The organism is Synechococcus sp. CBW1006 (assembly GCF_015840525.1).
In the GTDB taxonomy this organism is placed as follows: Bacteria; Cyanobacteriota; Cyanobacteriia; order PCC-6307; family Cyanobiaceae; genus CBW1002.
This window is the reverse complement of the sequence record NZ_CP060396.1, coordinates 3,377,765-3,392,277: the sequence shown is the minus strand read 5'-3', so window position 1 is coordinate 3,392,277 and position 14,513 is coordinate 3,377,765. Positions and strand designations below refer to the sequence as shown.

Genomic DNA, 14,513 nt, shown 5'->3' with positions numbered 1-14,513 from the left:
TGAACCGGTGGGCTCTGATCCTAAGGATTGGCTTTCGGCCTCTGTGCTTCCGGCCACTCCGGGGCATTCAGTCCGGCAGCCAGATGGCTCCACGACAGCCGCGCTCGCGGGCGATGGTGTCGGCCTCGGCCTGGCTGGCACAGGATTTCGGGCCCAGTTCCGCCGCTTCCTCGGCGACGTGCAGTTGTTGGAGCCGCTGCAACGCCTTCGGCAGGCCAGCGCTGGTGCGACAGCTCACCAGCCAACGCGGCTCGGCCTGCCCCTCGGCGCTGCCCAGCAGGTCACGGATGGCATCGATCGCGAAGGCAAAACCCACCCCCGCCGCCTGGCCGGCATCGCTGCAGAAGCGCCCCACGAGCTTGTCGTAGCGCCCCCCGCTGGCGATGTCGCGGGGGGCGTCTGCAGCCTGGCAGACCAATTTGATCACCAGGCCGTCGTACAGGGCGAAGTGAGGCTGAAAGGTGGGATCGAGTTGCAGGGCCACTCCAAGTGATGCCGCCATCGGTGCAACGCTGGCCAGGGTCTGGGCGAGCTCGTTGAGCGGCTCGATCGGCCCGAGCCATTGCTCGAGCTGGTACAGCACCGCCGTGGGTTCTCCCCGTAGCCGCATCAGTTGCTGCAATTGGCTGCGCTGCCCTCCCAGCAGCGCTAGCTGGTCAAGGGCGAGGGGATCGAAGCTGGTGAGGGCCTGTCGCACCGCACCAGCCAGCTCGACAGGAATCGATGCCAGCAGGGCCGAGAGGATGCCGTGGTGCCCCACCAGCAACCGGGGCTGGTGGTGGGGCTGCAATCCCAGGGTGGCGGCTGCGGCGAGCAGCAGATGCAGCAGTTCCGTGTCTGCCGCGGCGGAGGGCTCCCCCAGCAGCTCCACGCCGCATTGCACCTGTTCGCTGATCCGCTGGTCGCCGCCATCGGCGATCACGCTGCGGAAGGTGTTGCCGCTGGCCCACAGCCGCAGGGGCCGTGGCCGGCCGGCCAGGCGCGTGCTGGCGGCCCGGGCGATCGAGGCTGTCAGTTCAGGACGCAGGGCCAGCGGATCGTCGGAGGCAAGCCGAACCATCTCGCTGGCGGCGATGGCGCCACCGGCTTCGAGGGTGTCGATCCGCTCGATCGTGGGGGGGTCCACCTCCTGATACCCCCAGAGGCGGAACACACCAGCCAGCAGCTCCACCAGCCTGCGGTTCCTCTCCACCTCGCGCGGGTGGCGGTCCCGGGCGCCGGCGGCGGGTTGCAGAGCCATGGCGATCGGGCGAGGGAGAAGGCTGGGCGATCCTATGGACCGCACCGTCAGGGTCCATCCAGCTCAGGGGCTCCGAAGCTGGCGCCGCTCAGCGGACGGCAGGCGGCCAGGCCTGCCACCAGGCCACCATGCAGCTGGGGGCCGCAGGCGATCAGGCGACCACTGCTGAGATCGAAGGGACTGCCGTCGTAGCTGCTGATCAAGCCACCGGCCTGTTCCACCAGCACCACGCCGGCGGCCAGATCCCAGGGGGACAGGCCGCGCTCCCAGTAACCGTCCAGCCGTCCTGCCGCCACAAAGGCCAGATCCAGGGCGGCGGCACCAGCGCGCCGCACGCCGTGGCTGCGGTGGGTGAAGTAGGCGAACTCGGCGTAGTTGTTGTCGAGGCGGTTGGTGCGGTCGTAGGCGAAGCCGGTGACCAGCAGTGCGTCACTGAGTCGGTCGCAGCAGCTCACCTGCAGCCGGTGGCCATTGCACCAGGCCCCCAGGCCCGGCGCGGCCCAGTAGAGCTGATCGAGCCCCGGTGCGGCCAGGGCGCCGAGCAGGGGCTGGCCCTGCCAGGTGAGGCCCACGGAGGTGCCATAGAAAGGAAACCCATGGGCGTAGTTGGTGGTGCCGTCCAGAGGGTCCACACACCACTCGAGATCGCCGGAGCGTTGGCGGCGACCGCTCTCCTCTGCCAGCACTCCGATCTGGGGTGTTTCCGCCTCCAGAAAGGCCAGCACGGCGGCTTCTGCGGCCAGATCAGCCTCGGTGACCAGATCGCCGGCGCGACCCTTCTCGCGGACCTGCTCGAGCTGACCATCAAAGCGCCGCAACTGGGTGCCACCGGCCTCGGCGGCGCGGCGGGCGATGGCCACCAACCGCTCCAGCTCGCCGAGGGAGAGGCCCGAGGCCGCCAGGGCGTCACCGGACACCGACAGCGGCGGACTCACGAGACCATCGGTCCGAGCGTTCGACGGGGCGGTGGGCAGGGAGCTGGTGGAACCGCTCATTCGTCGTCGAGGGGCAGGCCGGCACGCACCTTGCCACGGCCGAAGAACCGACCGAACTGCAGGTCATAGACCTCGTCTTCGTCCTGGGTTTCGACTTCAAGCGGTCCGAGGGCCCTGGCCACGCAGAGCAGGCCGTAGCCCTTGGCGCGTAGCTCCCGCGACAGCCCCAGGGCTTCGCGCTGGTCGATCTCCCCGGACAGCACCCGCACCGCGCAGGCCGTGCAGCAGCCGTTACGGCAACTGAACGGCAGCGGTTCACCCTGCTGCTCGAAGCTACGCAGGATGTACTCCCCTTCCGGCACCTCCCTGCGGATCACCCGGTTGGCCTGACGCCAGTGGACCGTGATCGGATGGCTGCGGGTCATGAACAGGAACGCTGGAGGGGCGGGGTCGATGGGCGGGAAGCCGCCGGACCTGCTGCTACATTGCCACTTGGTTGCCCCATTTTGCCCCCGGAGAGGTGGCCGAGTGGTCGAAGGCGCAGCACTGGAAATGCTGTATAGGGGCAACTCTATCGAGGGTTCGAATCCCTCCCTCTCCGTTACCTCCGCCGGCTCTTGAAGCCGGCTTTTTTTATGGATGACCGGAGCGATGTCTGCACAGTGATCCTTGCCCCTGATCCTGGCGATCGTGGTCTGAGTTCATTCGGATTAGGCCTTGAATGCGCCTTACATTGCGAGCTTCATGGCATGCCTGCCATCGTCGTCGTTGCGGCGCAGTTGGTTGCAGAGGCGGCATCTTGAGCGATTCCTCCGATTGTCCCTTGTGCGCTGGTTCCAGGCTGCCTGCCTCGATCGCCGCTGAACGATCCCGGATCCGACGCCGCCGCCAGCGCCGATAGGCCACCACGCTCCAGAGCATCTCCGCCACCATGAAGGGCCAGACACCCGCCAGAAGCCCGTAGATGCCGGAGGCCAGGCAACCAGCCGCAAACACCAGGATCCAGCCGGCCGCGCTCTCTTCCTGGATGTAGGCGATCAGCATGACCGCGACCGCGGCTACCCCGAAGATCGTGAGGGAATCCATGGGCAAGCGGGCGCAGGCTTGTCAATCGTGGAGGTTCAACTCACCCGGAATTCAATTGAATGTCAATTCTGGTGAAGCAAGTCTCGTCAGAAGAAGACCAAGGCAGCAGCAAGTTTCATCGTGAGCCGATTCACTGGTCGCTTGACTCAGCCGAAGCGGCCGGAAACATAGTCCTGCGTGGCCTGTTGCCCCGGGGCATTGAAAATCCGCTCAGTTTCACTGAACTCCACCAGATAGCCCACCTTGCCGGAGCCTCCCTCCACGGCCTCGGCATTGAAGAAGGCGGTCATGTCCGCCACCCGCACGGCCTGCTGCATGTTGTGGGTGACGATCACAATCGTATAGCTGCGCTTGAGCTCGTGCATCGTCTCCTCGATCTTCAGGGTGGAGATCGGATCAAGAGCTGAGCAGGGTTCATCCATCAGGATCACCTCCGGCTCGGTGGCAATGGCGCGGGCGATGCAGAGGCGCTGCTGCTGGCCGCCGGAGAGAGCGAGGCCGCTCTCCTGCAGTTTGTCTTTGCATTCTTCCCACACGGCCGCCTTGCGCAGGGAACGTTCGACCAGTTCATCCATGTCGCCGCGATAGCCATTGATCCGGGCACCGAAGGCGATGTTCTCGTAGATGGTCTTGGGAAAGGGATTGGGCTTCTGAAACACCATGCCGATCCTCCGGCGTACTTCGACCGGATCCACATGGGGTTCGTAGAGGTCGTGGTTGTCGAAGATCACCCTGCCCTTGAGATGGCAGCCCGGGATCAGATCGTTCATCCGGTTCAGAGCTCGCAGAACCGTGGACTTACCGCACCCGGATGGACCGATGAAGGCCGTGACCTGGCCGTGAGGGATGTCGATGTAGACATTACGGACTGCCTCAAACTTACCGTAGGAGATCGTCACGTTCTGCAGTGACATGCAAATGTCTTGTGCGAGAGCCTTTGGTTTTTGCAGCGTGGAAGTCATCGGAGCAGAGCGGGGGGAATCGGGCGGGGAGTAAATCGGTACTACAAACGAAGAAGAGAACTCATCTCTGGGCGATGCTGCTGAACCAGCGGGCCAGCAGATTGGCGATCAAGATCATCACCACTAGCACGAATGAGGCGGCCCAGGCCAGGGCGTTCTGCGCCTCGTAGGGCATGATCGCGAAATTGAAGATCAAGACCGACATCGTCGCGATCGGGCTCAGCAGACTCTCCGGCCAGAAGTAAGAGAACAGGGCTGTGAAGATCAGCGGAGCCGTTTCTCCTGCGGCCCGAGCGATTGCCAGCACCACGCCGGTGGCAATCGGCGTGAAGGCCGACGGCAGGGTGATCCGCACGATGGTGACGAAACGGGAAGCACCGACGCCATAGGCACCCCAGCGCAGTTCCTGCGGCACCAGCTTGAGACCTTCGTCGGTGGTCTTGATCACGGTGGGCAGCATCAGCACGGCCAGGGCCAGGCCGCCAGCCAGGGCGCTGTAGCTGCGGTCGAAGAGAATGCGTGAGGCGACGATCGCCCCGTACACAAACACGCCGCAGATGATCGAAGGCACCCCCGCCAGCACGTCGTTGCCGAAGCGCACAAAGCGTGCGAACCACCCACCCATCGAATATTCGCTCAGATAGATCCCCCCTCCGACGCCCACTGGGATCGCCACCAGAGCAGCGACCAGGGTGACGACCAGCGTGCCGAGCACCGCATTGCCGATGCCTCCCCCGTCCAGGCCCGGAGGCGGCGGCAGCTCGGTGAAGAGCCCCAGGGTGAGCAGCCTGCCCCCCTGGACCAGCACGTGGAAAATCACCAACACCAGCGGCAGGATGGCGATGGCGGCAAACAGTCCGGCAACGCCTGTCAGCAGCCGATTACTGCGGTTGCGTTTCAGGCCCGGATCGAAGCTCAGCGGCCGTCGGTCAAACAGATCGTCCTGCGCCGGGCCGATGGTGCTGCTGCTCATGGGGGCGGAGGAGGAAGGCAAGGGGGGTGGGGGGAGCTGGGGCGAAAACCACTGAATCAAGCCGAAGCAGGACGCTCAGTAGCGAAGGCTGAGGCGTCGTACCAGCAACTGCGCCAGGACGTTCACAGCGAAGGTGAGCACCATCAGCACCAGGGCCGCATACATCAGTGCCGAAACCTGAATGCCGGAGGCCTCACCGAACTGGTTGGCGAGCATGGCGGAGATTGTGTTGCCGGGAGCGAGCAGAGAGAAGCTGAAGTTGAGCGAATTGCCGATGATCATCGTCACGGCCATGGTTTCGCCCATGGCCCGGCCCAGCGATAACATCACCCCCCCGACGATGGCCGAGATCGCTGCTGGAAGAATGATGTTGAAGATCGCGCCCCAGCGGGTGCTGCCAATGCCGTAGGCGGCCTGACGCAGCTCAAGGGGAACCTGGTTGAGCGCATCGCGAGAGATGGCCGTGATGATCGGCAGAATCATCACCACCAGAATCAGGATCGCTGGAGCCATGCCCGGTCCCTGGGGAACCGTGTCAAAAAACGGCGTCCAACCCAGCAGCCGATGCAGCAACTCCAGGGCTGGGCGGATGGCTGGCTCCATCACGAAAATCGCCCACAGCCCCAAGACCACCGAGGGGATGGCAGCCAAGAGCTCGACCATCAGACCAATGGCACTGCGCAGCCCGGTGGGGATCAGGTCTTCGGTGATGAAGATCGCGGTTCCCACGCCCAGTGGCACGGCAATGGCCAGGGCCAGAAGGGACGACACCATCGTGCCGTAGATGGCCACCAAGGCTCCGTACTGATTGTTGACCGGATCCCAGGCGGAGCTGACCAGGAATCTCGCGCCGAAGGTGGCAATGGCCTCGTGGGCGCCTTCGGCGATCGTGAGGAAAATGCCCAGGAGCAACAGGGCCACCACGGAAGCCAAGGCCAGGGTGAGCTGGCGGAAGCCGATGTCCAGAAACCGTTCGAACGCCGGACGACGACGGAGGGTGAAGGCGTCGTTACTGGAATCCGTCGTCATGGGGGGGCGGAGCAGATCACGGTGATGTGCGAACGGCACCGCCCCTCGAATCTAAGGAAATGGGTTGTCCCAACCGTTTAAAGCCCGATTAACGGCCCGGCTCCCCTTGAACGGAGTGCCCACAGCGGGAGTCGGTAGCTTTGGGGCACGCAACGGGAATTCATGGGCCGCATCGTGGGCATCGACCTGGGCACCACCAATTCGGTGGTGGCGGTGCTGGAAGGTGGCCGTCCCCAGGTGATCGCCAGTGCCGAAGGCGGTCGCACCACCCCCTCTGTGGTGGGTTTCAGCCGGGACCAGGAGCTGCTGGTGGGCCAGCTGGCGCGGCGTCAGCTGGTGCTCAACCCGCGCAACAGCTTTGCCAACCTCAAGCGCTTCGTGGGGCGCAGCTGGGATGAGCTCGATGAGGGCAGCCTGGCGGTGCCGTACACGGTGCGGGCCAACGAGGCCGGCAATGTGCGGGTTGTCTGCCCTGCCACCGAGCGGGAGTACGCCCCTGAAGAGCTGGTTGCCAGCATCCTGCGCAAGCTGGTGGACGATGCCGCCACCTACCTGGGCGAGCCGGTGGAGGCGGCGGTGATCACCGTGCCCGCCTATTTCAACGACGCCCAGCGCCAGGCCACCCGTGATGCCGGCCGGCTGGCGGGCATCGCCGTGGAGAGAATCCTCAACGAACCCACCGCCGCTGCCCTCGCCTACGGCTTCGATCGCAGCAGTGCCAAGCGGGTGATGGTCTTTGACCTGGGAGGCGGCACCTTTGATGTGTCGGTGCTGCGGATCGCCAACGGGGTCTTCGATGTCAAGGCCACCAGCGGCGACACCCAGCTGGGTGGCAACGACTGGGATCGCCGCATCGTTGACTGGCTCGCTGATGCCTTCCAGAGCGATCACAGCATCGACCTGCGCCGCGATCGTCAGGCGCTGCAGCGGCTCACCGAGGCGGCAGAGAAGGCGAAGCAGGAGCTCAGCGGCGTACAGAGCACGCCCATCTCCCTGCCCTTCATTGCCACGGGCCCGGATGGCCCCCTCCATATCGAGACCACCTTGGAGAGGCGGGTGTTCGAAAGCCTCTGCCCTGATCTGCTCGATCGCCTGCTACGACCGGTGCAGCGGGCTCTGCGGGATGCCGGCCTTGCCTCAGAAGATATCGACGACGTGGTGCTGGTGGGCGGCTCCACCCGCATGCCGATGGTGCAGGTGATGGTGCGCACCCTGATCCCGCGGGAACCCTGCCAGTCGGTCAACCCCGATGAGGTGGTGGCGATCGGAGCCGCTGTTCAGGCCGGCATCCTCACCGGTGAGCTGCGCGATCTGATGCTCAACGACGTCACGCCGCTGTCGCTTGGCCTCGAGACGATCGGCGGGGTGATGAAGGTGCTGATCCCGCGCAACACGCCGATTCCGGTGCGCAAGAGCGATGTGTTCAGCACCTCGGAATCGAACCAGAGCTCCGTGGAGATCCACGTGCTGCAGGGGGAGCGGCAGATGGCCGAGGGCAACAAGTCGCTGGGGCGTTTTCGCCTCTCCGGCATTCCGCCAGCGCCGCGGGGGGTGCCCCAGGTGCAGGTCTCGTTCGACATCGACGCCAATGGATTGCTGCAGGTGTCAGCCACCGACCGCACCACGGGCCGCAAGCAGAGTGTGTCGATCCAGGGGGGCTCCAACCTCAGCGAGGACGAGATTCAGAGCCTGCTGGCGGAGGCCGAGCAGAAAGCCGGCGAGGATCGCCGCAAACGGGCCGAGGTCGATCGCCGCAACCGCGCCCAGACCCTGGTGGCCCAGGCCGAACGGCGACTGCGGGATGCGGCCCTGGAGCTGGGGCCCTACGGGGCGGAGCGGCAGCAACGGGCTGTGGAGCTGGCGGTTCGCGATGTGCAGGATCTGCTGGCGGATGGTGATCTCGGCGAACTGGATCTGGCGGTGAGCCAGTTGCAGGAGGCCCTGTTCGGCCTCAATCGCCGTCTGCTGAGTGAACGCAAGGCCGAGAGCGGCCCCTTGCAGGGCCTCAAGAACACGCTCGGCTCCCTCAAAGATGAGCTGTTTTCCGATGACGACTGGGACGACTGGGATGGTCCAGGCCGTGCTGGCCGCTCCGATGCCGATCGCTGGGGCTCCGGCGCCTATGGCGGACTTGGCGGCGTGGGGCTCGATCGGGAACCGGCCATGCCTCGCGAGAGCCGTTGGGGGGGGGCCGGCGGCTTCCCGAGTGAGCAGGGCCTGCGCATGGATCGTGCTCCCAGGGACCGCTCGTATTCCGAGACCGGCTACTCCCAGTCCGCCTACCCAGAGCCTCCCCCGTACCGCGGCAATGACCTCCGCGAACCTGCCTATCGCGATCCCGACCGCCAGGATCCAGACAACCGCTTGGACGAGAGCCGCCGGCGCGCTGCACCCCGTCCCCCCGGCCGGCCGCCGCGCTCCGAGTGGCGCGACGATGACCCCTGGGGCGAGATCTGAGCCTGGGAGACGCGCAGACCGGGATGCCAGCGATGGGGATGCCAATGATGGGTGCCGGCAGCGCCCCTGACCACTGGGCGGTGCTCGGGCTAGAGCCTGGCAGCGACGCCTCCAGCCTGAAGCGGGCGTTCCGGGCTCAGGCGCGCCGTTGGCATCCCGACCTGAACGGCAATGATCCGGTGGCCGAGGAGCGTTTCAAGCTGGTCAATGAGGCCTACGCGGTGCTGTCCGATCCGCAGCGCCGCCGGGCCTGGGAAGCCGGCGAGGGAAATGCGGCCGGGGCGTCGTCATCCGATCCCTTTGCGACGGGCTTTCCGGAATTCCATGACTACCTCGAGACCCTGTTCGGTCGTGGGCGCAACCGGCGCAGGCAGGTTGAGGACACGGAACCTGTGGACGCTCCAGGCACCGCCCACGCTCCGGGTCCCCAACCTTCCGATTCGGTCGCGTCATGGGGAGGGCCGTTCGGTGCCGGCCGCAGCAGGGATGGGGATCTCGATTCCGAGGATCCCGGTCTTGATGGCCAGAGCGGTGAGGTGACAGCCGCCGCCGCGTCGCCGCCGCCGGTGCTGTTTGCCGAAGATCAGGAAACGGTGCTCGATCTCACCCCTGAACAGGCCCTCAGCGGGGCACCGGTGCAGTTGGAGCTGTCAGACGGCACGGTGGTGGAGGTGAGCACGCCGCCCCTGGCCGGGGATGGCTGGCGGCTGCGGCTGGCCGGAGTGGCTCCCGGTGGCGGCGACCATTTCCTGCAGCTGCGCGTTCGCACCGCCGAGGGGTTACGGGTCGATGGGCTGCGCGTGTCCTACGCCCTGGAGCTCCAGCCGCCCGATGCCGCCCTGGGCTGTGAGGCGGTCGTGCCCACCCTGAACGGACCCGTGAAGCTGCGGGTTCCGCCCGGGTCGTCGTCGGGGCGGCTGCTGCGCCTGCGGGGCCGGGGGTTGCGCCTCGGGGAGCAGTGCGGCGATCAGATCGTGGAGGTTCGGGTGGTGGTGCCCGAGCTGCTCAGCGATGCGGAGCAGGCGCTCTATCGCCGGCTGCGGGAGCTGGCCGCCGAGGCCGCCTCGGATCACTGAAGTGCCGATCAGGCAGATTCGGATCAGTGAGACACTGACCAGGTTCTGGTTGGCCTGCCATGGCGGTGCACGTTCTGCTCTTCGATGCCGGTAGCGAGAGTGAAGGCATCCACTCCCTGGAGGTGAGCGGTCGCACCGTGGTGCTGCTGTTTGAGGACCGCGACGACGCTGAGCGCTATGCCGGTTTGCTTGAAGCCCAGGATTTCCCCGCTCCCACGGTGGAAGCGCTGGATCGGGAGGAGATGGAACTGTTCTGTGACCAGTCCGGTTACGAGGCCCGCTTCGTTCCGGCCGGATTCCTGCCCCAGTCCGCCGAGGAGCGGCTGCTGATCGCTCCACCTGAACGCAACATGGACGTGAGCCAGTGGCAGGAGCAGGCGCTGGAGCAGGCGATTCCAGAACCGATCAGCTCCGGTAATGCCGACCTGGAGGCCTTCCGCCGCCAGCTGGAGGGGCTGTTGTGAGTCTGGAGCCATCCAGCACGGGCAGCGATCGGGGTCATCTGCTCACCGAGCAGCCCAACCCCGCCAGCGAGGGGCTCGACCGGCTGTCTACCGATGCCCTGGTGGACCTGTTCTGCGAGAACGAGCGCGGCCCTCAGCGGGCTGTGGCCGGCGCCGCCGGGGTCCTCGCCCAGGCCATCGATGCCATCACCGATCGTTTGCGTGCCGGCGGCCGCCTCTTCTATCTGGGTGCCGGCACTTCAGGCCGTCTCGGTGTGCTCGATGCGGCGGAGTGCCCACCCACGTTCTGCACCCCGCCCGAGCTGGTGCAGGGGGTTCTGGCCGGCGGAGCCGCGGCCCTGCTGCGCAGCTCGGAAGGCCTGGAGGATCTGGCCGAGGCGGGCCGCCAGGATCTTGAGGCCCGCGGCTTCAGCGGCGCCGATTGCCTGGTGGGGATCGCCGCGGGAGGCACCACCCCCTACGTGCATGGCGGCCTCACCTATGCCCGCGAGATCGGTGCCCTGGCCATCGCCATGGCCTGCGTGCCCGCCGCCCAGGCCCCCATGCCCTGCGACCTCGATATCCGCCTGCTCACGGGACCGGAGCTGCTGACCGGCTCCACCCGTCTCAAGGCCGGCACAGCCACGAAGATGGCGCTCAACATCCTCTCCACCGGCGTGATGGTGCGGCTGGGCAAGGTGCACGGCAACCGCATGGTGGATGTGGCGGTGACCAACAGCAAGCTTGAGGATCGGGCCCTGCGCATCCTGCGGGATCTGGCTGGCGTCGACCGGCAGCAGGGTGCCGAGCTGCTGGATCTGACCGGTGGATCCGTGAAGCTGGCCCTGCTGCTGGCGGCCCTGATCACAGCCAACAGAGACGCAGCCAGTGATGCCGCCCCTGAACAGGGTTCTGCCGCCTCTGCCGCAGCATCAACCCTTGAGGTGGCCCGTGGCCTGCTGGATCAGCATGGTCCCTCCCTGCGGGCCACTCTGGCCGTTGCAGGGGTGGACCTGGCGCCAGGGGTTGAGGTTCAGGCCGCCGCCTCAAAGGCTCCCCAGTAGGGGGTGGTGAACAGATCGACCCGGCGACGGGTTTCCGGGGGGACCTGATCGGCGGGCGTCATCAGCGCATGCCGCAGCGCATGGTGGGCGGTGCTGGGCGGGCGCAGTTCACCGAGCCGCTCCACGGCCATGCGCACGATCTGCTGGGCCAGGGTCGCGTTAGCCCCCAGGTTGTCGATCACCATTTCGACGCTGACTGAGGCATGGTCGTTGTGCCAGCAGTCGTAGTCGGTCACCATCGCCAGGGTGGCGTAGGCCATCTCCGCTTCCCGGGCCAGGCGGGCCTCACTGTGGTTGGTCATGCCGATCACTGAGCAGCCCCAGCTGCGGTACAGCTCCGATTCAGCCCGGGTGGAGAAGGCGGGTCCCTCCATACACAGATAGGTGCCGCCGCGATGCAGGGCCCGGCCACCGGGCATCAGACTGTCACCCACATCGGAGAGCAGGCGGCTGAGGGTGGGACAGAACGGATCAGCCACGCCCACATGGGCCACGGCGCCCTCACCGAAGAAGGTGAGCGGCCGCTGGTGGGTGCGATCAATGAACTGATCAGGCACCAGCATGTCGAGCGGGCGGAAGTGCTCCTGCAGTGACCCCACCGCCGAGACCGACACGATCCAGCGCACCCCGAGCGAGCGCAGGGCCCAGAGGTTGGCGCGGTAAGGCACCTCCGTGGGGGTGTAGGTGTGATGCCTGCCGTGGCGTGCCAGAAACACCACCTCGGCGTTGCCCAGCCGCCCGAGCCGAAGGTCGTCCGAGGTGGGACCGTAGGGGGTGTCGACCGTGATCTCACGCACGTCTTCCAGCCCATCCATGGCATAGAGCCCGCTGCCGCCCAGAACGCCGATCCGGGCACTGGCCAGATCGTCCCGTGAGGAGGTGCTTGCAGAGAGTGGGGCCATCGAAAAGAAATCTGGCGAGGGAAGGGCCTTAGTGCCTGGAATCGTCAGCCCTGCGGGCCGAAACTGGGTGAATCACTGCGGCTGTTCTACCCCACGGCACCGGAGTCCGGCGACCGGGCGGTGATCCCCCGCTGCGACGACCCGGCGGAGCAGGGCGAGCTCGATACAGTCCTCCTTTCTGCTTGCTTCCCTGTGACCAAAGCCGTGATGGAGACCGACGCCGGCACGATCGAGCTGGAACTGTTCGATGCCGATGCACCGGGCACCGTCGCCAATTTCGTCAAGCTGGCCGAAGAGGGCTTCTACGACGGTCTTGCCTTCCACCGCGTCATTGATGGCTTCATGGCCCAGGGCGGTTGCCCCAATTCCCGCGAAGGTGCCCGTGGCATGGCCGGTACCGGTGGCCCCGGTTACACGATCCCCTGCGAGATCAACGGCAACAAGCACCAGGCCGGCAGCCTTTCGATGGCCCATGCAGGCAAGAACACTGGTGGCAGCCAGTTCTTTCTCTGCCATGGCGCCCAGCCCCACCTCGATGGGGTGCACACCGTGTTCGGTCACACCGGCAACATGGATGTGGTGATGGCGCTGCGCAACGGCAGCCGCATCAACACGGTCACCATTCAGAAGTGACCGGTGCGGCCCAGTGCAGGAAGGCATTGGGTTCGAGCGTCAGCCGGGGGGCCGGGGCGTTGCGCAGGGCCACCAGGTCCCGATGCTCTGGCTCGAGCAGGGCGCTGGGGTGGGCGGTGCGCTGAGCATCCGGGGCCAGGAGAAGGCTCACCGCCGCGGTGGCCTCCCAGCTGGCCATCAGTTGTAAGGCCTCGATCAGCACCCCTGCCTCCAGGGCTTCGCCCGCCGTGGCGGTGAGCAACACCGCCAGCTGCGGCTGATCCAGCAGGGCGAGCAGACGCACGTGTTCCTCCCGTTCCAGCAGCACCTCCCGGCGGCTGGCCCAGACCTCCAGGGACTCCATGTGCCGGGCAAGGACGGCTTCATCGCTCTGTCCGCGCCAGGCCAGCACCGCCGTGGGTTTGTGGGAGTCGCGGCCCATCAGGTGGCCGAGCTTGGTGCGCTTGGTCTGGAGGTAGGCGGCATTGTGCTGGCCCGCATCCATCACCAGGGGCACCCGATCCACCACCTCAAGTCCATAGCCGCCCAGGCCGGCGATCTTACGGGGATTGTTGGTGATCAGCCGCAGCCGCTGCACCCCCAGGTCGCTGAGAATCTGGGCTCCCACGCCGTAGTTGCGCAGGTCTGCCGCAAAGCCCAGGTGTTCGTTGGCTTCCACGGTGTCGAGGCCCCCATCCTGGAGGCTGTAGGCCCGCAGCTTGTTGATCAGGCCGATGCCGCGGCCCTCCTGGCGCAGGTACACCACCACGCCTTCACCGGCGGCCTCGATCATCTGCATGGCGGTCTCCAGCTGGGGCCGGCAGTCGCAGCGCAGCGACCCGAAGGCGTCGCCGGTGAGGCATTCGGAGTGCACCCGCACCAGCACCGGGCCAGTGGAGGTCTCCGGGCTGCCCTTGACGATCGCCACATGCTCGCTGCCGTCGAGCTCGTTGCGGTAGCCGATCGCGCGGAAGGTGCCGAAGGCGCTGGGCAGGGCGGCCTCCGCCTGGCGGCGGACGAAGCGTTCGGTGTCGAGTCGGTAGCGGATCAGATCGGCGATCGAGATCAGCCGCAGGCCATGCCGCCGGGCGTAGCGCGCCAGCTGGGGCAGGCGGGCCATGGAGCCGTCGGGGTTCTGGATCTCGCAGATCACTCCGGCGGGATACAGGCCGGAGAGGCGGGCCAGGTCCACGGCCGCTTCCGTGTGGCCAGCCCGCTTCAGCACCCCGCCCTGACGGGCCCTGAGGGGAAAAATGTGGCCCGGGCGCCGCAGATCCGCTGGCCGGGAGTGGGGATGGATCGCCACCTGGATGGTGCGGGCCCGGTCTTCGGCGGAGATGCCGGTGCTGACGCCGTTTTCCGGGCCGGCGTCGACGCTCACCGTGAAGGCCGTCTGGTTGCTGTCGGTGTTGCGATCCACCATCAGGGGCAGATCGAGGGCATCGAGCCGCTCCCCCTCCATGGCCAGGCAGATCAGGCCCCGGGCCTCGGTGGCCATGAAGTTGATCTGTTCGGGGGTGGCGAACTGGGCGGCACAGATCAGGTCGCCTTCGTTTTCGCGGTTTTCGTCGTCCACCACCACGATCGATTCGCCGTTGCGGATGGCCGCCAGGGCGTCGGCGATGGCGTCGAAGGCGATGGCCTCGAGCTGGAACGGTTCGGAAAGGGCGGTCAAGGCCAGCGACCGAGTCGCAATGGTCCTTTATAGAGCCCGGTACGATCTGGCGTTCCCGC

General features: G+C 66.5%; 14 protein-coding genes and 1 tRNA gene. 6 read left to right on the top strand and 9 right to left on the bottom strand.

The window, feature by feature from the left end; genetic code table 11:
• Positions 1–67: 67 nt before the first annotated feature.
• The 3 genes from H8F26_RS16740 to H8F26_RS16730 are packed head-to-tail and all read right to left on the bottom strand — an operon-like array spanning position 68 to position 2,600.
• Positions 68–1,240 (bottom strand): ATP phosphoribosyltransferase regulatory subunit, encoded by a 1,173-nt coding sequence (locus H8F26_RS16740; RefSeq protein ID WP_197155884.1) that lies wholly within the window; start codon positions 1,238–1,240, stop codon positions 68–70.
• A gap of 47 nt (positions 1,241–1,287) precedes the next feature.
• Positions 1,288–2,235 (bottom strand): inositol monophosphatase family protein, encoded by a 948-nt coding sequence (locus tag H8F26_RS16735; protein ID WP_197155882.1) that lies wholly within the window; start codon positions 2,233–2,235, stop codon positions 1,288–1,290.
• Positions 2,232–2,600 carry a 2Fe-2S iron-sulfur cluster-binding protein gene (locus tag H8F26_RS16730; RefSeq protein ID WP_197155880.1) on the bottom strand — a complete coding sequence of 123 codons (369 nt, stop codon included), beginning with the start codon at positions 2,598–2,600 and terminating at the stop codon, positions 2,232–2,234. The genes H8F26_RS16735 and H8F26_RS16730 overlap by 4 nt, the downstream gene beginning before the upstream one ends.
• An 89-nt stretch (positions 2,601–2,689) precedes the next feature.
• Here H8F26_RS16730 and H8F26_RS16725 point away from each other — a divergent pair.
• A tRNA-Ser gene (locus H8F26_RS16725) sits at positions 2,690–2,776 on the top strand.
• A 32-nt stretch (positions 2,777–2,808) separates the two neighbouring features.
• Here H8F26_RS16725 and H8F26_RS16720 read toward each other — a convergent pair.
• The 4 genes from H8F26_RS16720 to pstC form a co-directional block, all read right to left on the bottom strand.
• Positions 2,809–3,261: a hypothetical protein gene (locus H8F26_RS16720; protein WP_197155879.1), complete on the bottom strand. Its 453-nt coding sequence runs from the start codon at positions 3,259–3,261 to the stop codon at positions 2,809–2,811.
• Positions 3,262–3,407: 146 nt separating this feature from the next.
• Positions 3,408–4,223 carry a phosphate ABC transporter ATP-binding protein PstB gene (gene pstB / locus H8F26_RS16715; protein WP_197155877.1) on the bottom strand — a complete coding sequence of 272 codons (816 nt, stop codon included), beginning with the start codon at positions 4,221–4,223 and terminating at the stop codon, positions 3,408–3,410.
• A gap of 61 nt (positions 4,224–4,284) precedes the next feature.
• Entirely contained in the window at positions 4,285–5,196 is a 912-nt protein-coding gene (gene pstA / locus H8F26_RS16710) for a phosphate ABC transporter permease PstA (protein WP_197155875.1), read from the bottom strand.
• Positions 5,197–5,271: 75 nt separating this feature from the next.
• On the bottom strand, positions 5,272–6,225 hold the full coding sequence (gene pstC, locus H8F26_RS16705; RefSeq protein ID WP_197155873.1) for a phosphate ABC transporter permease subunit PstC: 954 nt from the start codon (positions 6,223–6,225) through the stop codon (positions 5,272–5,274).
• A 162-nt stretch (positions 6,226–6,387) separates the two neighbouring features.
• Between pstC and dnaK the strand changes: the two genes are divergently transcribed.
• From dnaK to murQ, 4 genes are read left to right on the top strand one after another with little or no spacing between them, the layout of a single operon-like run.
• Complete coding sequence (gene dnaK / locus H8F26_RS16700; protein WP_197155871.1) at positions 6,388–8,682, top strand: molecular chaperone DnaK; 2,295 nt, start codon at positions 6,388–6,390, stop codon at positions 8,680–8,682.
• Positions 8,683–8,714: 32 nt separating this feature from the next.
• Positions 8,715–9,758, top strand: a complete 1,044-nt coding sequence (locus H8F26_RS16695; protein ID WP_370594638.1) for a DnaJ domain-containing protein — start codon at positions 8,715–8,717, stop codon at positions 9,756–9,758.
• Between the two features lie 59 nt (positions 9,759–9,817).
• Complete coding sequence (locus H8F26_RS16690) at positions 9,818–10,222, top strand: DUF3110 domain-containing protein (RefSeq protein WP_197155869.1); 405 nt, start codon at positions 9,818–9,820, stop codon at positions 10,220–10,222.
• Entirely contained in the window at positions 10,219–11,265 is a 1,047-nt protein-coding gene (gene murQ / locus H8F26_RS16685) for an N-acetylmuramic acid 6-phosphate etherase (RefSeq protein WP_197155867.1), read from the top strand. Before H8F26_RS16690 ends, murQ begins: the two co-directional genes overlap by 4 nt.
• Here the strand turns inward: murQ and mtnP are convergent.
• Entirely contained in the window at positions 11,235–12,167 is a 933-nt protein-coding gene (gene mtnP / locus H8F26_RS16680; protein ID WP_197155865.1) for an S-methyl-5'-thioadenosine phosphorylase, read from the bottom strand. The two genes, murQ and mtnP, sit on opposite strands and share 31 nt — an antisense overlap.
• A gap of 192 nt (positions 12,168–12,359) precedes the next feature.
• On the opposite strand from mtnP, the gene H8F26_RS16675 reads away from it, so the two are divergent.
• Positions 12,360–12,800, top strand: a complete 441-nt coding sequence (locus tag H8F26_RS16675) for a peptidylprolyl isomerase (protein WP_197155864.1) — start codon at positions 12,360–12,362, stop codon at positions 12,798–12,800.
• Here H8F26_RS16675 and ribBA read toward each other — a convergent pair.
• Positions 12,784–14,454, bottom strand: a complete 1,671-nt coding sequence (ribBA, locus tag H8F26_RS16670) for a bifunctional 3,4-dihydroxy-2-butanone-4-phosphate synthase/GTP cyclohydrolase II (protein WP_231597917.1) — start codon at positions 14,452–14,454, stop codon at positions 12,784–12,786. The genes H8F26_RS16675 and ribBA overlap by 17 nt on opposite strands.
• Positions 14,455–14,513 lie beyond the last annotated feature (59 nt).